The organism is Streptomyces sp. NPDC031210, assembly GCF_055570395.1.
The window spans coordinates 22,810-39,063 of record NZ_JBVIHH010000021.1; the positions used below are offsets into that span (position 1 = coordinate 22,810).

Below are 16,254 nucleotides of genomic sequence, written 5' to 3' on the forward strand. Positions count from 1 at the left end.
ACGAGGGTGCCAGGTGAGCGAGGTTACGACGGTGGCAGGTGATCGAGTTGGCGCAGGATGACGCCCTCGCGCAGCGCCCACGGGCACAGATCCAGCGACTCGACGCCGAACAGGTCCATCGCCGCCTCCGCGACCAGGGCCCCGGCGAGCAACTGGCGGGCGCGGCCCTCGGAAACGCCGGGCAGTTCGGCGCGCTCGGCCACCGTCATCCCGGCCAGCCGCGGCACCCACTCCTCCAGCTTCTTGCGGGTCAGCTCGCGCTGGACGTACAGGCCCTCGGCCGAGCGCGCGGCACCCGCGATCCGGGCGAGCTGCTTGAACGTCTTCGAGGTCCCGACGACGTGATCGGGCGTCCCGTAGCGCGTGAATTCGCTCACCACGCGGGCGATCTCGGCCCGTACGCGGCGGCGCAGCGCCCGTACGTCCTCGCTGTGCGGCGGGTCGCCGGGCAGTTCGGCGCCGGTCAGCCGGCCCGCGCCGAGCGGCAGCGAGACGGCCGCGTCGGGCTCCTCGTCGAGGCCGTAGGCGATCTCCAGCGAGCCGCCGCCGATGTCCAGCACCAGCAGCCGCCCCGCGGACCAGCCGAGCCACCTGCGGGCGGCGAGGAAGGTGAGGCGGGCCTCGTCCTCGCCGGAGAGGACCCGCAGCTTGACGCCGGTCTCCTCGGCGAGGCGGCGCAGCACGTCCTCGCTGTTGGGGGCTTCGCGGACCGCGGAGGTGGCGAACGGCAGGACGTCCTCGGCGCCCTTGTCCTCGGCCACCTGCATCGCCTCGCGGAGGGTGGCCAGCAGCCGGTCCACCCCGGGATCGCTGATGGCGCCGTCCTTGTCGAGGAGTTCGGCCAGGCGCAACTCCGCCTTGTGCGAATAGGCGGGCAGCGGGCGCGCGCCCGGGTGCGCGTCCATCACGAGAAGGTGGACCGTGTTCGAACCCACATCGAGGACTCCGAGTCTCATACGGGGAAACCTACTGCCGTGGCGGGCATCTCTTGTCGGCCGCCTTACGCTGGACACGTGGCAAAGACGAAAAAGGCGAAGCAGGAAAAAGCCCTGAAGCAGGACGAAAAGCGGCGCGCTCGCGAGACGGCGGGGGCGCCGGGGGCCCGGGCCGACGAGGTCGGCCTCGACTTCGCCCGCGCCTGGGTCACCTTCCCCGACCCCTCCGACGACGAGCAGCTCTTCCGCTGCGACCTGACCTGGCTGACCTCCCGGTGGTCGTGCATCTTCGGCAGCGGCTGCCAGGGCATCCAGGCCGGCCGCGCGGACGACGGCTGCTGCACGCTCGGCGCGCACTTCTCCGACGAGGACGACGAGCAGCGGGTGGCCGGGCATGTGGCGCGTCTCACGCCGGACCTGTGGCAGTTCCACGACGTCGGCACGGACAGCGGCTGGGTGCAGGAGGACGAGGACGGCGAGCGCCAGACCCGGCGCTGGGAAGGCTCCTGCATCTTCCAGAACCGCCCCGGCTTCGCGGGCGGCGCCGGCTGCTCGCTGCACATCCTCGCGCTGCGCGAGGGCCGCGAGCCCCTGGAGACCAAGCCGGACGTCTGCTGGCAGCTCCCGGTGCGCCGCACGTACGACTGGATCGACCGGCCGGACGACACCCGCGTCCTCCAGGTGACGATCGGGGAGTACGACCGGCGCGGCTGGGGTTCCGGCGGGCACGACCTGCACTGGTGGTGCACGTCCGCGACCTCCGCGCACGGCGCCGGGGAGCCGGTGTACGTCTCCTACAAGCCGGAGCTGACCGAGCTGATGGGCGAGAAGGGCTACGCGCGGCTCGCCGAGCTGTGCGAGGAGCGGCTGGCGGCGACGCTGCCGATGGCGCCCCACCCGGCGGATCCGCCGCGGAAGTAGGAAGTAGCAGGCGGCCTCCGCCCGGTCCGCAGGCGGCGCCCGTACGCCGTCAGCGGGCCGGTTTCGTCGTGTTCGACGGCGTGCCGACCGGGGACGGATCGGGCGACGACGTGGCCGGATCCGTGGGCGTCGGCGTGGGGCTCGGCGTCGTCGGGGTCGGGGTCGGATCGGGGGTCGGCGTCGGATCGGGCGACGGCGGCACCGGAGTCGACGGCGACGGGTGCGGGTCGGCGGGACCGGGATCGTCCGGGCCGGGCGCGGGGCCCGTCGCGCCGTAGCCCTCCAGCGTGACGACGGCGGTGCCGGGGGTGACGGCGATCCGGGCCCGCCAGTGGCCCGCCGGCTCCCGGTCGTGGTCCACGTAGACCGTGATCGTCGCGGACTCCCCCGGCAGCAGCTCACCGGCGGTGTGGCTCATCTGGAGCCAGGCCGCGCCCGCCGACGCCTGCCAGCGCACCGGGGCGCCGCCCGAGGCGCGGAGCGTGATGACCGTCGTGGCGCCGCGGGGATGCGCCGTCACCGTCAGCCGGCCCGGCCCCCAGCGTTCGCGGCCGTCCTCACCGGGCGGCGGGCGGTCGTCCGCGCCGATCACCTCGACCGACACGTCGGGGGTGCCCGCCCCCGCCCGGAAGCCGGGCCCGGGGGACGCCGCGGCGTTGCCCGCCTTCTCGTACGGGCGGCCGTCCAGCCGGTCGTCCGCGCTGTCGGACTCGTTGGCCGTCACCGCCGGCGCGCCGGCCGTCTCGCCCGTCACGGGCGCACCGCGGTAGGCCGCCCACAGGGCCAGCACCGGCGCGGCCAGCACGGTGGCGACCACCGTCGTCGTCAGGGCCCGGTTGCGCAGCCGGCGGCGGCGGGCGGCGCGGTCGGTGGGGCCGACGGGGAAGCCGTTGCGGTCGTAGCGAGGAGAACCGTTTTCGCGGCCGACGCGGCCGGAGCGTCCCGGCTTCGCGCGCCGGGCGCCCGACAGCGCCCGCAGCACGGCCTCCCGAGGCGCGGGGACCAGCGGCAGCGCGCCCCGGTCCGCGGGCGCGGTGCCCGGCCACGGCCCGGCCGCGGTGGCCCGCTCGGCGGTCCGCCGGCACTCGGCGCAGTCGTCGACATGACGCACCAGCTCCCGGCGGAGCGCGACGCCCAGCAGCATCTGGGTGTCGCCCGCGAGCTGGGCCACATCCGGGCAGCGGCCGAACTCGACGACCGCCAGCGCCGCCCGGGTCCGCTCGACCTCGCAGGAGGCCGCGGCCAGCAGGATGCGGGTGGCGACCGGATCGGCGCCGAGCACCGCCGCCACCTCGTCGGCCCCCAGGCGGTGGCGGACCGACAGCTCCAGCGCCTCCCGCTGCTCGGGAGTGGTCCCGGCCGCCTCGGGCCAGGCCAGCACGGCCAGTTCCCGCCGGCGCCGCTCGGAGTCGGGTCCGTCGCCGGGACGGCCCGGGGCGGCCCGCCCGGTGAGCCGGCGCAGGCAGGCCCAGCGGGTCAGGGCGTAGAGCCAGGGGCGGTACAGGGCGGGGTCGTCGGGGCGCCGGCCGTGGTGCCGCTCGGCCAGCGCCAGCACCTCGCCGAGGACGGCGGCGGCCGCGTCGTGCTCGCACAGGACGGACAGGCAGTAGGTGAACAACCCGTCCAGGTACGGGGCGCAGCGGTCGTGGTGGTCCTTGGGGGTGCCGAGGTCCTGGCGGTCGTGCGCGTCAGGGTGTTCTGTGCGGTCGGGCCGCTCGGAGGGCTGCGGCCGGCTCCGGCGCGGCGCCGCGCCGCGCGACCGGTGTGCGCCGGTGGTGTGCCTGGGGTGCTCGGGCCTGCTGCTCATCACCTGGCGACGGTAGGCGGGTGATGCAGCCGCACTCGCTCCTGTCGGGCTCTTTTAACCCTTACGGGTGACCATCTCCCTCAAAAGGGGACACCGGTCGCCGATTTCCGGCCGCCGAGCGGTCCACACACGCCACCCACCCGGCGCAACGGACCGCGCGCGCCGGCACTGTCGGACCCCGCCGTTACGGTGACCCCATGGCAACCCGAAAAACGTCGGCCAAGGAGCGCCCCTCCTATCGCTGCACCGAGTGCGGCTGGACCACCGCCAAGTGGCTGGGCCGCTGCCCCGAGTGCCAGGCGTGGGGCACGGTCGAGGAGTTCGGCGGCGCCCCCGCGGTGCGCACCACCGCGCCCGGCCGGGTCACCACCGCCGCGCTGCCCATCGGCCAGGTCGACGGCCGCCAGGCCACCGCCCGCTCCACCGGCGTGCCCGAGCTGGACCGCGTGCTGGGCGGCGGGCTGGTGCCCGGCGCGGTCGCGCTGGTCGCCGGCGAGCCGGGCGTCGGCAAGTCCACCCTGCTGCTGGACGTCGCCGCCAAGGCCGCCTCCGCCGACCACCGCACCCTGTACGTCACCGGCGAGGAGTCCGCGAGCCAGGTGCGGCTGCGCGCCGACCGCATCGGCGCCATCGACGACCACCTCTACCTCGCCGCCGAGACCGACCTGTCCGCCGTCCTGGGCCACCTGGACACGGTCAAGCCCTCCCTGCTCGTCCTCGACTCGGTGCAGACCGTCGCCTCGCCCGAGATCGACGGCGCGCCGGGCGGCATGGCACAGGTCCGCGAGGTCGCCGGGGCGCTGATCCGGGCGTCCAAGGACCGCGCGATGTCCACCCTCCTGGTCGGCCATGTCACCAAGGACGGCGCCATCGCCGGGCCGCGCCTGCTGGAGCATCTCGTCGACGTCGTCCTCAGCTTCGAGGGCGACCGGCACGCCCGGCTGCGCCTGGTGCGCGGCGTCAAGAACCGCTACGGCACCACCGACGAGGTCGGCTGCTTCGAGCTGCACGATGAGGGCATCACCGGCCTCGCCGACCCCTCCGGCCTGTTCCTGACCCGCCGCGCCGAGGCGGTGCCCGGCACCTGCCTGACGGTCACCCTGGAGGGCCGCCGCCCCTTGGTCGCCGAGGTCCAGGCGCTCACCGTCGACTCCCAGATCCCCTCCCCCCGGCGCACGACCTCCGGCCTGGAGACCTCCCGCGTCTCGATGATGCTCGCCGTCCTGGAGCAGCGCGGCCGGATCACCGCCCTGGGCAAGCGCGACATCTACAGCGCGACGGTCGGCGGCGTGAAGCTGACCGAGCCCGCCGCCGATCTGGCCGTGGCGCTCGCGCTGGCCAGCGCCGCCAGTGACACCCCGCTGCCCAAAAACCTCGTCGCGATCGGCGAGGTGGGGCTCGCCGGTGAGGTCAGGCGGGTCACCGGCGTGCAGCGCCGGCTGTCCGAGGCGGCCCGGCTCGGCTTCACCCACGCGCTGGTCCCGTCCGACCCCGGAAAGATCCCCGACGGCATGCGGGTGCTGGAAGTCGCCGACGTGGGGCAGGCGCTGAGCGTCCTTCCCAAACGGCCGCGGCGGGAGGCCCCGCGAGAAGAGGAGCAGCGCCGGTAGACTTTGCCCTGGTCTCGCCCGTCACCGCAGTCTTGCCGTCGGCCAGGTACGCTCCGCTGGTACGTCACCGCGGCATGGGCCGGGCGGCCTGCGGACCGACAGACCTTGCGACGGAGGAGTGCAGTGGCAGCCAACGACCGGGCATCGTCTCCCGGCAGGTCCGGTGGGGGATCCGGCACCGAGGGCCTGATGCGCGCCTCACTGAGCGCCGTCGCTCCCGGTACGGCCCTGCGCGACGGCCTGGAGCGCATCCTGCGCGGCAACACGGGCGGACTGATCGTGCTGGGCTTCGACAAGACCGTCGAGTCCATGTGCACCGGCGGTTTCGTGCTGGACGTGGAGTTCACCGCGACCCGGCTGCGCGAGCTGTGCAAGCTCGACGGCGCCCTGGTGCTCGACAAGGACATCACCAAGATCATGCGGGCCGGTGTGCAGCTCGTCCCGGACGCCTCCATCCCGACGGAGGAGACCGGCACCCGCCACCGCACCGCCCAGCGCGTCTCCATCCAGGCCGGTTTCCCCGTCGTCTCGGTCAGCCAGTCGATGCGCCTGATCGCGCTGTACGTCGACGGCGAGCGCCGGGTGCTGGAGGAGTCCGCCGCGATCCTCTCCCGCGCCAATCAGGCGCTGGCCACCCTGGAGCGCTACAAGCTCCGCCTGGACGAGGTCGCCGGCACCCTCTCCGCCCTGGAGATCGAGGACTTGGTGACGGTGCGCGATGTCAGCGCCGTCGCCCAGCGCCTGGAGATGGTCCGCCGGATCGCCACCGAGATCGCCGAGTACGTCGTCGAGCTGGGCACGGACGGCCGACTGCTCACCCTCCAGCTCGACGAGCTGATCGCCGGCGTGGAGCCCGAGCGCGAGCTGGTCGTCCGCGACTACGTCCCCGAGCCGACCGCCAAGCGCTCCCGCACGGTGGTCGAGGCGCTCTCCGAGCTGGACGCGCTCACCCACACCGAGCTGCTCGAACTTCCCACCGTGGCCCGCGCGCTGGGCTACAGCGGCTCGCCCGAGACGCTGGACTCCGCCGTCTCGCCGCGCGGTTTCCGCCTGCTGGCGAAGGTGCCCCGGCTGCCCGGCACGGTCATCGACCGCCTGGTCGACCACTTCGGCGGCCTCCAGAAGCTGCTCGCGGCGAGCGTGGACGATCTCCAGGCCGTGGACGGTGTGGGCGAGGCCCGCGCGCGCTCGGTCCGCGAGGGCCTGTCCCGCCTGGCGGAGTCCTCGATCCTGGAGCGGTACGTCTAAGCCTCGCGACCCCGTGTACGGCCCGCCCGGTGCTCTCCGGGCGGGCCGTACGCATAGCCGGCCACCCCCGAGGCCGCTCAACCGTCCAGCAGTGCCGCTTCCTTCTCCGGTGCCAGGCCGACCACCGGGCGGTCGGGGCGCTGCGGCGCCGTCCCGCCGATGCTCAGCAGCCAGGCCCAGGTGTCGGCCACCGTTTCCCCGACCGGCCGGCAGCGCAGCCCGGCGGCGAGGGCCTTGGAGACGTCGCCGCCGTGCATGGTGTCGTACAGCTCGCCCGGCGGCAGCCAGACCGGCAGCTCGCTCCACGGTTCGATGCCCGCGGCGAGCACGTCCCGCGGCGCCGTCCAGCGCAGTTCGGCGTCCGAGCCGGTGACCTTCACGCAGGTCTCCAGCAGCTCGCCCATCGTCGTGTGCCCCGGCGCGCTGACCAGGTTGTAGGGGCCGCCCAGCCCGTCGCGCAGCGCGTCCAGCGTCCATTCGGCGAGGTCGCGGGCGTCGACGTACTGGAGGGGCAGCTCGCGCGTCCCCGGCGCGAGGACCGGGCCGCCGCGGGCGATCCGGCTCAGCCACCACGGAAGCCGCCCGATGTTCTCGTACGGGCCGATGATCAGCCCCGCCCTGACCAGCAGCGCCCGGTCGCCGAACGCGTCGACGGCGGCCAGCTCGCCGCCCCGCTTGGCCTTGGCGTAGTCACCGGAGTCGGTGGCGTCCGGGAAGCCGTCCACCACGGGGCCGCTCTCGTCGAGTCCGGCGGCTGACGGGTAGGTGTAGACCGACCGGCTGGAGACGTACGCGTACCCGCCGGCCCGGCCCGCCAGCAGCCGCGCCGCGTCCCGCACCGCCGACGGGGCGCCGCTCCAGGTGTCGACGACGACGTCCCACTCGCCGCTCTCCAGGGCCGCGAGGCCCGCCGGCGCGCTCCGGTCGCCGTGCAGCGCCGTCACGCCCTCCGGTGGTGCGTGGTTGCCTCGATGAAAGACCGTCACCTGCCAGTCACGTGCCAGCGCCGCCTCGGCGACCGCCCGCCCCACGAACTCCGTACCGCCCAGTATCAGTAGCCTCATGGCGTTGACTGTGCCCCACATTCGGGCGCCTCGGCCCCGGGCAAGCTGTCAGCGGAATCGCCAGGAGCGTAAGCGGCGAGCGGAGGCTTCAATTCCGTAAAACTCCTTGTGGTGAGGGGGACTTGGGCGGCTGCGGCCGGGGGCGTTCCGGCGTTCCCCGGGTACGGCCCCGGCCCGGGGCGCGAAGGGTCGCGTCCCGGGCCGGGGTGCCGGTGCGGGCGGCCCGCGCGTCGCTCAGCCGCCCGTCCCGGTCAGTTGTTGAGGCTGGTGTGGTTCCACCAGCCCTGGCGGCCGGCGGTGAAGTCGACCGTCTCGCCGTTGCCGTTGAGCTTGCCCTGGTACTGCTGCCCCTGCTTCAGCGGGCTCTCGACCAGCTTTCCGTGGGCATCCTTGATCGTCTCGATGACGAGGGTCGGGACCTTCTTCAGGGTCGCGGGGTCGATGGGCTTCGTGGGGGCGATGGTGAGGGCCTCGTCCCAGTTCGGGCGGGCCGCGAGCTGGTGCGCGAGGTGGATCTCGTCGCCCTCGCCGAACACCAGGTAGGTGAGGTAGTCGGGGTAGGGCAGGTCGCCGAGCCTGCGGAAGGAGAGGACGTCCTCCTTCTTGCATTCCACCGCGGTCTCGCTCGTCGTCAGCTTGGTGAACGTGCGGCCGCCGTTCTTGTCCACGACGACCCGCTCCAGATGGACCTTGAAGACCTTGCCCTGCTGGAGCTCGGGGAGTTCGAAGTGGTGCGGGGAGAGCAGGGAGTAGAAGACCCGCTCGTTCTCGTGCTCCTTGAGGTCCTTGAGGTACAGCTCGCGCAGTTCACCGTTGTCCTTGATGGTGAAGGTGAACACGCCCTGGTAGTCGTGGCCGGACTGGGGGTTGAACAGGGCCAGGTGGTAGAAGAACAGCTTCTTCTTGCCCAGCACGAGGAAGCGGTGGATGTGCTCGTGTCCGCCGGCGTGGGCGGATCCGGGGGTGGTCGTCATGGGGCGGTCTCACCTTTCGTGAGGTGGGGTTCGGGGTGGGCCGGGGGTTCGGCCGGGTCGTGGTGGTCTAGGGGGCCGGGGTTTTCGGCCGGGGTGTGGTCGCCGGGTGGGTGCCGGCGGTCGCCGGGTGGATGCCACGCTGCCGTCGGGACCAGAAGGGGCGGTCGGGCCAGCGGGTCTCCCCGGCGTGCACGGCGCGGTGGTCGTGCTGATAGGCGGTACGGGCCGTGGCGACCTTCGCCGCGTAGTCGGCCAGGGCCGCCCGGTCGCCGTGCAGCCGGGCGTCGACCGCCCGGCCCGCGCTCAGCCCGGTGTAGAGGGCGGTCAGGATGCCCTGGGAGCTGAGCGGGTCGAAGGCGGCCGCCGCGTCTCCGGCGGCCGTCCAGCCGTCGCCGTGCACCCGGTCCAGATGTGCGCTGTGCGCGGGGGCGCGGCGGGGCGGCGGGAGGTCGGTGAGCCCGTGGGGGCGGGCCCGGCGGGAGACGTGCCGGGTGGCCAGCAGCCGGTCGCGGAACCGCTCGGCGCCGCGCCCGCCGGCGACGGGCAGGTCGGGGTCGGTGAAGTAGGCGACCAGACGGTGCCGGGAGGGCAGCAGCGTGGTGTACCACCAGCCGTCCTGGTCGGATTCGACCAGCGAGTGGCTGTCGGCGGCGCTCCGCGGGTCCGTCACCGGGTCGAGGGTGAGGTGGAGGGCGGTCAGCCGGTCCGCCGTTCGCCGCCGGGCGCCGGAGCGTACGGCGATGGCGGCGGCGCGCCCGGTGGCGTCCACCACCCAGCGGCAGCGGACGGTGCGCTCCGCGCCGCCGGGGCGGTCGCGCAGGACGAGCCGCCAGGTGCCGTCCGGGCGGCGGGCCGGGCGGTGGACGGCGGTGTGCTCGGCGACCTCGGCGCCCGCGGCCCGGGCGGCGGCGCGCAGCCGCCGGTCGAAGAGCGGACGGTCGAGGTGCCAGCCGTGTCCGTAGGGGTCGTTGATGAAGTCGACGGCGTGCAGTTCGGCCGAGCCCCAGGCGGACAGGTTGCCGTGGCAGGGCAGATGGCCGGTGCCCAGGACCGGCCCGGCGACGCCGAGGTCGGCGAGCAGCAGCCGCCCCACGGACACCAGCGCCTCGCCGGCCTTGGGCGGGCCGGTGCCGGCGTCGGCCAGCAGGACCGTACGCCCGGCCCGCAGGAGGGCGAGGGCGGCGGCGCAGCCGGCCGGGCCGCCGCCCGCGACCACGACGTCGTAGGCGGGTTCGGCTGCCGGGCTCACTGGTTGCCGTGCAAGGGGTCGAGCTTCTCCAGGTAGCCGGCGGCGATCGTCGACTCGTCGTGGCCGGTGGCTTCCACGACCTCCTGGACCGCCTGCTGCACGAGCATGGACGACACCGAGTCGGCGGAGACGGCACCGGCCCAGGTGGCGGCCGCACCGGCCAGTTCGGGCACTCCCGCCTCGGTCACCTGGATGTTGACGAGGTTGGCGTGGTCGGGGGCCGGCGGATAGCCGGGCTCGGACTCCACCTGGAGGTACTTGGGGAACTTCCCGTCGCCCACGGTGTATTCGTGGGTCTCGACGATGCCGAACTTGTACCAGTCGTCGATCATCTGCCGGCGCTGCTTGTTGAAGTCGGTGCCCTTCAGGCCGCGCAGCCATACGGCCCGGTGCTCGAACGCCTTCTCCCTGGCGCTGTCGTCGCCGCCGGTCGGCTTGGTGTTGACGGTGGTGAAGTCCGCCTTCTTGAGCACGTGGTTGGGCATCTGGGCGGGCCAGAAGGTGGGCAGGTAGGGGCTGTAGCGGGGGCCGAGGCCGGACCGTACCTGGTATCCGGAGCGGCAGCTTGCCGTGTCGCACTGCCAGGGGGCGGCCATCCAGCGGGTGAGGTCGCCCGGCCCCTGCGCGTAGAGCGGGCCGTTCTTGCTGACCACGTCCTGGGGGCTGAGCACATCGCCGTAGTCGGGTTCCGGGTTCTCCGGCGTGCGGTGCAGGATGCGGAAGGGCTCGGAGTACATGGTCTTGTGACGCATCGGCCAGGTGACCTCGCAGCCCGGATGGAAGGCGTCTGCGGCGCAGTTGTCCAGCGCGGCACGGTCCAGCAGGTCGGGCTGCCGGTCGACGGGTGCCTGGTCCACGTCGGGGTGGCCGGTGCGGGGCCGGCCGGAGGTGAAGCGGCCCTCGGCCCACAGGGCCAGCATCCGGTCCTGGTAGGGGGAGAGCGTGACGTGCTGGCGGACGGAGGTGGGCTTGCCGCCGGACATGGCGTCGCCGTAGAGCCACGGCCAGGGCAGGGGGGAGGTGCCGTCCCGGTCGTAGTCGCGCAGGTGGACGTAGACCTGACGGCGCAGCTCCTGGCTGGCCTCGCCCGGGTCGGCGAGGCGCTCGCGCAGGGCCGGGTCGAGGAAGTCGTGCGGGCCCTTCCGGCCGAACTGGGTGGCGAAGCCGTGGTTGACCCACTGCAGATCGCAGAACCGGCGCAGGATCGGTTCGATGTGCTCCGGGTAGGAGACCGTCTCCTCGACGTGCAGCGTCTGCTCGGTGGCGAACACGTCGTAGAGCAGGTCGTAGAGGGTACGGACGGTCTTCACGCCGGGTGCGTAGTGCGGCGGGGCGACCACGACCCAGGCCGGGGCCGCGGCCTTCACGGCGCCGTTGATGGTGACCTCCGCCGTGACCGGACCGTCGGAGACGTCGTCGTACCACGTGTCGTTGTTGGCGACGCCGAAGATCGGCTTCTCCGGGGTCGCGTACGAGGCGGATTTCCCGGCGCCGCCGAAGACCAGCAGGCGGCCGTCGTTCTGGGTGGAGATCGAGCCCAGCGCGACCGGCCGGTCCATGATCTTCCCGTCGAGGGCGGCGGTCTCGTGCGCGGAGGCGCGGATCGTCTTGCGGCCGGGGTCGATGACGAGTTTCTTGCGGTCCGCCCCCTTGACGTCGAAGTTCCGCCGGCGGCGCTGGGCGTCCGAGAGGCCGGCGGCTTCGGGGATGTCGAGCGGGATGTGGAACTGGTACCAGGCGGCCTTCTTGTTGGCCACGTGCACCGACCACTTGATCTCGCTGACGCCGCCTTCGCCCTGCTTGAGTTCCCGGACGACCTGGCCCGCCTGGTTGTAGCCGTAGACCCGGAAGCGGGCGGCCTGGCGGATGACCTTCCCCGAGCTGTCCTTGTACGAGCCGGGCGGCAGAGGGGGCTGGTCCGGTGACTCCGGGCCCACGAAGGGCTGCTGGTCGCTGTTGCCGACCCGGGCGATTCCGATCGCGGGGTGGATCTTCACTTGGACGATGTCCTGGTCCATGGGGGGAGCCTTTCGTTGGCTAAGTCGACATATCCCCCCACGCGGCATAACCGTACGATCATCCCAATTCGCACTGCTACTCGGGGCGTCACAATGGGTACACGGTTCACTCGTTCGACCCGCTCCACGGCAGGCGTCGGCCCGTCAGTCGCTCACGGAGCGTGACTTCGGGCCTCGACCTCCTGCCGCGCCCATCAACATGCCGCAGGCGCCCGCACCGCCGCGCCACGTATTCCTGGACGACGCGGCCATCTGGCCGGTGAGGGCGGTCGACGTCCGCTCGCCTTTGTCATCACACCAGGCCAGTGGGGCGATGCCCCGCAACTGGCAATGAGTCAGTGAGTTCGCGCCGGAGCGAAGGGGATTCCCGAAGTCATGCCGCGGCGGCCGACCATGAGGGACTCGCCGAGGAAGCTCACGCCGATGGAAAGCTGGAGGGGGCGTGCGTTCTCGTGCATGCCCATCTTCACTGCCAGGACATTGAAGCCGGCCGTGATCGCCAGGGTGCCGATCAGAGTGAGGAAGGTGCGGCTGGTGTATCGCTGCCACAGAACGCCTCCCTTGTCGACGAGCTGAACGGTGGCGCCCCGGAGTGCGCCGAGTGCCGCACCTAAGACGGCGCCCGTGATGACCCAGGTGAGGTCGGTGCCGGTCAGATCCGTCTTCTTCATGAGGGTCAGGATGCCGATCCCGGTCAGTATCGCCGGGGCCACGAAGAGCTCCCGTGCGTTGACCGGCTCACCGATCATCCGTTTGATCACGACCACGATCACGACCAACGCGATGATCGCAGCGAGCAGCCAGGGGTTCATACGGATACCCATCCATATTTAGTAGCGCGGTTGAGCTAAAAAAGATAGCTCAGTCGTGCTATAAAGGCAACATGCCAAAGATCGTCGACCCCGTGGCCCGCCGCAGGGCAGTGGCGCAGGCCGTCCTGTCCGTCGCCGCCCGCCACGGCCTGGAGCACGCCTCACTGCGCAACGTCGCCGATGAAGCCCAACTCGCCATCGGCTCGGTCCGCCACTACTTCGCCAACCACGACGAGTTGATGACCTTCACGATGAGGGAGCTGAGCCGGCGCATCGGCGACCGCATCCGCACCCACGCCGAACAACTTCTGACTACCGACGGCGACACCGACCGCCGGGCCGGAGCAGAAGAGCTTCTCGCCGAGTTCCTCCCCCTGGACGAGAACCGCCTCCAGGAATCCGAACTCTGGCTCGCCTTCACCGCCGCCGCACTCACCCGGCCCGAACTGCGGCCCTGCGCCGCCGAAATGCAAGCCGACCTGCATGCCCTGATGTCGCGCGTGCTGCAGGAAGCCCAGTCCGCCGGCGGGCTGCCAGACGGCATGGACGTCGAACTGGAAAGCACGCGCCTGGCCGCCCTCCTCGACGGACTGAATCTCCAGGCAACCCTGCTGCCGGACCGCTATCCGCCGAAGCTGCTCCGACAGGTACTGCGACGGCACCTGGACGCCCTCAGGGCGGGCAACTGACCTCCAGCCGATGCGCTTGGCGCGCACGTTCGGAGGCATGGAAACGATCCGCCTAGGGTCCAGTCATGTGCCTCATCGGACACGCCCTAGTCCTTGGCGAGGACGAACGACGTCCGGGCCGCCGTGAGGCCGGGCACCTTCGCCTCGATCAGGTACGTACCGGCCGGCACCGCGGCGGCGCTCGGCGTCGCGCACCCCGGGCCGCTCGCCCGGCGGTTCCAGGTGACGGTGCGCCGCACCGAGTCCTTGGCCGGCACCCGCAGCAGGGCGGAGCCGGCGGTGGGCGGGCAGTCCGCGGAGGCCCACACCCGGTCGTCGTCCGCGGTGTCGGTGATCGTGAGCACCGCGGCCTTCCGGCCGAGGTCCACCTTGCAGGCGGCCTTCGCGGAGTTCTTGACCACCAGCTCGAACTTCGGCTTCTCGCCCGGCGGGTAGGAGTTCTTGACGCTGCGCAGGGTCAACTTCACCGGTCCGGAAGCGCAGTTGGCCACCGGGGAGCCGGCCGGGAGCACGCCGCCGCCCGTTCCTTCGCCGATCGGCGTGCCGGCGCCGGTGCCGCCAACGGAGCCGCCCGGGCCGCCGGAGCCGCCGGCCTCTCCCGCGCCGCCGTCCGAGGAGCCCTCGCCGGAGTCCGCTCCGGAGCCGCCACCGGTTCCGCCCCCGCTTCCGGACTCGTCGCGCCCGCCCGGTTTCTGACTGATCGCCGGGCCCGTGGAGGAGGGCCCCGGCGTGATGGACTCCGCCGGGCCCGAGCCGTCCGAGCCCTTGCCCTCGCCGCCGCTCCGGGCGCCTCCGGCCAGGTTGACGACCCACACCACCAGGAGGGTGAGCAGGACGACGATGGCCAGCGCAACGGCCCTCCGCCGCCAGTAGATGGAGGAGGGAAGGGGCCCGATCGGATTGCGCAGTGATCCCACGCGGAAACTGTACGAGAGATCGGCCCCCGCACCGGCCAGTACCCGCCGCAGGAAGCGGCAACTTTTCTCATGATCGGCCCGGAGCGGACCCCCGGCGGTCGGAAACGCCGCTCAGTGCCGCTCCCACTCCTCTTTGTGTCCGAAGCCCCGCCCGTTGTCGATCAGCCGGAGCCAGTCGGGGCGCAGCTCCCACAGCGTGGTGCGCTCCAGGGCGGCCCGCAGCCGCTCGCTCGCCACGACGAAGGGGAAGCGCGCGGTGTAGAGGTGCCACCCGGCGTCCCGTTCCGCGCCGTCCAGCGGGCGGCACACGCCCCGGCCCTGGAGCCCGGTCAGCGCCCTCCATTCCTGGCCGTCGCGCTGCGCGGTGAACGCCACGCGCGCCCCGGGCCCGGCCAGGGCCCGGCCGTGCCGGGTGGTGGTGGCGGTGACGAAGTAGAGCGCGGGCCCGGCCGCCGCCCCGCCGCCCACCGCGTCGGTGGCGTAGAGCACCGCGCACGCCTGCGGCCCGTCCTGGTCCACGTATGCCAGCGTCAGAGTCGAGTGGGCGGCCAGCGCCCGCCGGATCCCCTCCGGGCAGTCCCTACCGGTCATCCCCGCATCCTCCCCCGCCCGCCCGGTGCCCGCGCGCCCGCCCCGCGTACCCCCACCGCGCGCCCGCGCCACGCCCGGCCCGTACCGCGCCCGCGCCCGGCGCCGCGTACCGCCGGTAGCCGCCACCCGTACGCACCCGGCCGTCCCGCGTGCGGGTGGGCGTGCGGCGGGGCGGGCCCGGCGCGTTTCCCGGGAAGCCGCCCTCGTGCCAGGATCGGCGGTGCCATGACTTCGACGCCTGCCCTCCCCGCTGCCACGACCGCCGCCGCCGAGACCGCTTCCGCCGCCGTATCCGCCGCGGAGGCCGCCGACGGGACCGGGCTGCACGGCCCGGTCACCGACTGGTTCGACGCACACGCCCGCGACCTGCCCTGGCGCCGCCCCGAGGCGGGCGCCTGGGGCGTGATGGTCAGCGAGTTCATGCTCCAGCAGACGCCGGTCAGCAGAGTGCTGCCGGTCTACGAGCAGTGGCTGGCCCGCTGGCCGCGCCCCGCCGACCTGGCCGCCGAGGCGCCGGGCGAGGCGGTCCGCGCCTGGGGCCGGCTCGGCTATCCGCGGCGCGCGCTGCGTCTGCACGCCGCCGCGTCCGCCATAAAGGAGCGGCACGGCGGTGACGTACCGCGCGAGCACGCCCAACTGCTGGCGCTGCCCGGTGTCGGCGAGTACACCGCCGCGGCCGTCGCCTCCTTCGCGTACGGGCAGCGGCACGCGGTGCTGGACACCAACGTGCGCCGGGTGTTCGCGCGCGCGGTGATGGGCCGTCAGTACCCGCCGAACGCCACGACCGCCGCCGAACGCAAGCTCGCCCGGGCGCTGCTGCCCGAGGACGAGCGGCTCGCCGCCCGGTGGGCGGCGGCCACCATGGAGCTGGGCGCGCTGGTGTGCACCGCGCGCGGCCCGCAGTGCGCGCGCTGTCCGATCGCCGAGCGGTGCGCCTGGCGGCTGGCCGGTTCCCCCGCGCACGAGGGCCCGGCGCGCCGCACCCAGGCGTACGCGGGCACCGACCGGCAGGTGCGCGGCAAGCTGCTCGCCGTTCTGCGCGAGGCGGTCTCCCCGGTGCCGCAGGCCGTGCTCGACGCGGTGTGGGACGAGCCGGTGCAGCGGGCCCGGGCGCTGGACGGGCTGGTCGCGGACGGGCTGGTGGAGCCGCTGGCGGGCGGCCGCTACCGGCTGCCGCTGACGTAGGCGCGGGGGCGCCCCGGGCCGGTCCGATCGGCGGCCGGACCGGTGTGGATGACCGGAAAGCGACCCCGGTACGGCTGAAACGCGCCCAACGCCCGGCCCGGCCGCGCCCCGCGCACCGCGTGTAGGTCTCCGGGTGGGGGTGTCCCTCCCCCCGGAGTATGACCCGCTCAGGGCCTTCGTCCGTCCGAGGTATGACCCCCGGCGGGCTGTTACACAACCGAGGGTTTTCCGTGC

At 73.4% G+C, this 16,254-nt stretch carries 14 protein-coding genes and 1 pseudogene; 6 read left to right on the plus strand and 9 right to left on the minus strand.

Annotated features, from left to right (window positions below; translation table 11 throughout):
* Window positions 1-23: 23 nt before the first annotated feature.
* Entirely contained in the window at window positions 24-956 is a 933-nt protein-coding gene (locus ACZ45Z_RS29835; RefSeq protein ID WP_468368901.1) for a Ppx/GppA family phosphatase, read from the minus strand.
* A 57-nt stretch (window positions 957-1,013) separates the two neighbouring features.
* On the opposite strand from ACZ45Z_RS29835, the gene ACZ45Z_RS29840 reads away from it, so the two are divergent.
* Window positions 1,014-1,856 carry a DUF3109 family protein gene (locus ACZ45Z_RS29840; protein ID WP_468368902.1) on the plus strand — a complete coding sequence of 281 codons (843 nt, stop codon included), beginning with the start codon at window positions 1,014-1,016 and terminating at the stop codon, window positions 1,854-1,856.
* A gap of 49 nt (window positions 1,857-1,905) precedes the next feature.
* On the opposite strand, the gene ACZ45Z_RS29845 is transcribed toward ACZ45Z_RS29840, so the two are convergent.
* Entirely contained in the window at window positions 1,906-3,663 is a 1,758-nt protein-coding gene (locus ACZ45Z_RS29845) for an RNA polymerase sigma factor (protein WP_468368905.1), read from the minus strand.
* A 197-nt stretch (window positions 3,664-3,860) separates the two neighbouring features.
* On the opposite strand from ACZ45Z_RS29845, the gene radA reads away from it, so the two are divergent.
* Both radA and disA read left to right on the plus strand, forming a co-directional pair.
* A complete protein-coding gene (gene radA, locus ACZ45Z_RS29850; protein ID WP_468368907.1) occupies window positions 3,861-5,273 on the plus strand; it encodes a DNA repair protein RadA in 1,413 nt (470 codons plus the stop codon).
* A gap of 123 nt (window positions 5,274-5,396) precedes the next feature.
* Complete coding sequence (gene disA, locus ACZ45Z_RS29855; protein WP_468368910.1) at window positions 5,397-6,521, plus strand: DNA integrity scanning diadenylate cyclase DisA; 1,125 nt, start codon at window positions 5,397-5,399, stop codon at window positions 6,519-6,521.
* Window positions 6,522-6,598: 77 nt separating this feature from the next.
* Here disA and ACZ45Z_RS29860 read toward each other — a convergent pair whose 3' ends face one another.
* From ACZ45Z_RS29860 to ACZ45Z_RS29875, 4 genes are all read right to left on the minus strand, one after another.
* Window positions 6,599-7,585: an NAD-dependent epimerase/dehydratase family protein gene (locus ACZ45Z_RS29860; protein ID WP_468368913.1), complete on the minus strand. Its 987-nt coding sequence runs from the start codon at window positions 7,583-7,585 to the stop codon at window positions 6,599-6,601.
* 251 nt (window positions 7,586-7,836) lie between these two features.
* Complete coding sequence (locus ACZ45Z_RS29865; RefSeq protein WP_468368915.1) at window positions 7,837-8,559, minus strand: hypothetical protein; 723 nt, start codon at window positions 8,557-8,559, stop codon at window positions 7,837-7,839.
* Window positions 8,560-8,626: 67 nt separating this feature from the next.
* Window positions 8,627-9,808, minus strand: a complete 1,182-nt coding sequence (locus ACZ45Z_RS29870; RefSeq protein WP_468368917.1) for an FAD-dependent oxidoreductase — start codon at window positions 9,806-9,808, stop codon at window positions 8,627-8,629.
* A complete protein-coding gene (locus ACZ45Z_RS29875; RefSeq protein ID WP_468368920.1) occupies window positions 9,805-11,826 on the minus strand; it encodes a LodA/GoxA family CTQ-dependent oxidase in 2,022 nt (673 codons plus the stop codon). Before ACZ45Z_RS29875 ends, ACZ45Z_RS29870 begins: the two co-directional genes overlap by 4 nt.
* Before the next feature lie 174 nt (window positions 11,827-12,000).
* Here ACZ45Z_RS29875 and ACZ45Z_RS29880 point away from each other — a divergent pair.
* Window positions 12,001-12,153 (plus strand): annotated as a pseudogene (locus ACZ45Z_RS29880) (IS5/IS1182 family transposase); the annotation flags it as partial.
* Between the two features lie 8 nt (window positions 12,154-12,161).
* On the opposite strand, the gene ACZ45Z_RS29885 reads toward ACZ45Z_RS29880, so the two are convergent.
* Window positions 12,162-12,638 carry a DUF1453 domain-containing protein gene (locus ACZ45Z_RS29885; RefSeq protein WP_468368923.1) on the minus strand — a complete coding sequence of 159 codons (477 nt, stop codon included), beginning with the start codon at window positions 12,636-12,638 and terminating at the stop codon, window positions 12,162-12,164.
* 71 nt (window positions 12,639-12,709) lie between these two features.
* Here ACZ45Z_RS29885 and ACZ45Z_RS29890 point away from each other — a divergent pair, with 71 nt between their 5' ends.
* Window positions 12,710-13,327, plus strand: coding sequence for a TetR/AcrR family transcriptional regulator (locus ACZ45Z_RS29890; protein WP_468368925.1), 618 nt, complete (start codon window positions 12,710-12,712; stop codon window positions 13,325-13,327).
* An 86-nt stretch (window positions 13,328-13,413) separates the two neighbouring features.
* Here the strand turns inward: ACZ45Z_RS29890 and ACZ45Z_RS29895 are convergent, their stop codons facing one another.
* Both ACZ45Z_RS29895 and ACZ45Z_RS29900 read right to left on the minus strand, forming a co-directional pair.
* Window positions 13,414-14,244: a hypothetical protein gene (locus ACZ45Z_RS29895; RefSeq protein ID WP_468368928.1), complete on the minus strand. Its 831-nt coding sequence runs from the start codon at window positions 14,242-14,244 to the stop codon at window positions 13,414-13,416.
* Between the two features lie 111 nt (window positions 14,245-14,355).
* Window positions 14,356-14,835: a pyridoxamine 5'-phosphate oxidase gene (locus ACZ45Z_RS29900; protein ID WP_468368931.1), complete on the minus strand. Its 480-nt coding sequence runs from the start codon at window positions 14,833-14,835 to the stop codon at window positions 14,356-14,358.
* Between the two features lie 225 nt (window positions 14,836-15,060).
* Here ACZ45Z_RS29900 and ACZ45Z_RS29905 point away from each other — a divergent pair, with 225 nt between their 5' ends.
* Window positions 15,061-16,020, plus strand: a complete 960-nt coding sequence (locus tag ACZ45Z_RS29905) for an HhH-GPD family protein (protein WP_468368934.1) — start codon at window positions 15,061-15,063, stop codon at window positions 16,018-16,020.
* The last annotated feature ends 234 nt before the right edge of the window (window positions 16,021-16,254 follow it).